Source organism: Bacillus sp. Brlt_9 (assembly GCF_051948935.1).
Classification (GTDB): Bacteria; Bacillota; Bacilli; order Bacillales; family Bacillaceae_G; genus Bacillus_A.
Genome location: NZ_JAYJLO010000028.1, coordinates 1 through 2,198 on the forward strand (window position 1 = coordinate 1; position 2,198 = coordinate 2,198).

The 2,198-nt window shown below is 33.9% G+C and carries 2 protein-coding genes; both read right to left on the reverse strand.

What is annotated here, in order from left to right; genetic code table 11:
• Window positions 1-126: 126 nt before the first annotated feature.
• On the reverse strand, window positions 127-858 hold the full coding sequence (locus VF726_RS31450) for a DsbA family oxidoreductase (protein ID WP_440174134.1): 732 nt from the start codon (window positions 856-858) through the stop codon (window positions 127-129).
• Window positions 859-1,034: 176 nt separating this feature from the next.
• Window positions 1,035-1,994: an alpha/beta hydrolase gene (locus VF726_RS31455; RefSeq protein ID WP_440174136.1), complete on the reverse strand. Its 960-nt coding sequence runs from the start codon at window positions 1,992-1,994 to the stop codon at window positions 1,035-1,037.
• Window positions 1,995-2,198 lie beyond the last annotated feature (204 nt).

Below are 2,198 nucleotides of genomic sequence, written 5' to 3' on the forward strand. Positions count from 1 at the left end.
GTAGTAATCGTCAATACGTTTTTATAAAAAACTTCATTTTTTTAAAACCTTATTTACATACCTCTTCTATAAGAATAGATAAGCAACCCATAAAATACTCTATGGGTTGCTATTCCATAATAAAGACTATTGTTCTTTTGAAGGTACTGAACAACTTTCATCCGTACAAGACATATCGCTTCCACCTTCTGAAGAAAGCTCTTGTAACTTAGTTGTTGGATTCTCTTCTTCCCACACTTGCTGAAGTGCACCAATAAAAGTTTCAAGTGGTTGTGCACCTGAAATAGCATACTTTTGATTAATAATAAAATAAGGTACTCCCGAAATTTGATATTGCTGAGCAATCGCTTCATCAATTCTAACATCATTTGCATATGCGCTTTTATCATGAATAACACGTAAAGCTTCTTGCTTATCTAAACCTGAAGCTTCAGCAATGGTAACAAGCGTATCCACATCACTTAAATTTCTCGATTCTGTGAAATATGCAAAAAGTAGATTTTCCGTAATCTCTTTTTCTTTCCCTTGATCCTTTGCAAACTTCGCAAGACGATGTGCATCAAAAGTGTTCGTCGGCTTCATCTCATCAAAGTTAAAACTTAAACCCATACTCGCTGCATGATTTCCTAGTTGTACGTTATTACGCTTAGCCTCTTCAATACTAATCCCATACTTTGATGCAAGTACCTCATTAATACTTGTTCCAGAATAGATTGGAGCATTTTGGTCTAATTCAAAACTTTTAAACTCAACTTCAACGTCCTTCTTATGCGGAAACTTCTCTAAAGCCATCTCTAATCTACGTTTCCCAATGTAGCAAAACGGGCATACAAAATCTGACCACACTTCAATTTTCATAGAAACACCTCGTTAACATGTAGTTTTCAATCATTGTAGCACTAAGATTAAGGAATCCAAAAGTTTTTGCTCTATCCCCTTCATACAGTAGATACCTATATTAATAAAAAAGCGATAATCAAAAGAATAAACTATTATCCCTCTGATTATCGTATATAAACATGAAACAACTTTAATTACGCCGGAATATACTTCCCTACGAACTTCCATACAGTATTCCAATATTTATTTGAATCTACTTTCTCCGCTTCTCCATGTCCAGCACCTGGAACAATTAATTTCTCTTTTTCTACTTTTGCAGCATTATATACTTCATCTAACATCTCATAAGGAACAAATGTATCAGCATCCCCATGAATAAATAGCATAGGTGTTTTACTTTTTGCTACTTGTTTTACAGCTGAAGCTTCTTCTAAATCGTACCCAGCTCTCAATTTAGTAACCGTATTCGCTGCATTCATAACAGGAAACTTTGGCAAGCGGAATAAATCTTTTAGTTGATAAGTAAATTCATCAATAACAGTTGAGTATCCACAATCTTCAATAATAACTTTAACGTTAGAAGGTAGCTCTTCACCTGAAGTCATCATTACAGTTGCCCCGCCCATGGAAACACCAAAGAGTGCTATTTCAGCATTAGGGTCTTTCTTTACAATTTGTTGAATCCAAATCAAAATATCTTTACGATCGTGCCAGCCCATCCCTATATAATCGCCTTCACTATTTCCGTGCCCACGAAGATCTGGCGCTATAACATTATAGCCTTGTTCATAAAAATTCCGGATATACTTCGTCATCTTCGATGCCTTACTATCATATCCATGAACTACAATCGCCCATTTATGGCTAGATTGTTCATTCATATATTCATAACCTGTTAATTTCAACTTATCGAAAGAATTTATGTTTCGTGTATTAGGTTTATGATTTGATACAAAGTTCGCATCCTTTTCTTCATTTGTAGCGAACATACCTCCCGATGCATTCACTGTTTCCACTAAGTGGGGATTATCCTCTAAAAACTCTTTCTCTTGTTTCGCATTCAACGCATAATTATAAAAATAATTACCGACTAACATATAAGTAATTGCTAGAAGGACTAAAACTACTATAGTAATTACACCTATCTTTTTCATATTATCTCCTTTTTCAAAATTAAATCTTCTTATATTCAAGTACTCAAAAAACAACTGCACTATTTTAACATACCGACAGATCGCTTCTACAAAAAATAAAATAGAAAATCTTAAACTACAGATCAAAAATAATGAAAGAAAATGAATATGAGGGGATCAAAAGAATAAGGATTACTTACTTGAGGCTGATTAGAAGTTTAAAAC

What these genes read in the sequence shown, in the direction of transcription:
- VF726_RS31450 (WP_440174134.1), bottom strand. Translation starts at nt 858, where the DNA reads ATGAAAATTGAAGTGTGGTCAGATTTTGTATGCCCGTTTTGCTACATT.
- VF726_RS31455 (WP_440174136.1), bottom strand. Translation starts at nt 1,994, where the DNA reads ATGAAAAAGATAGGTGTAATTACTATAGTAGTTTTAGTCCTTCTAGCA.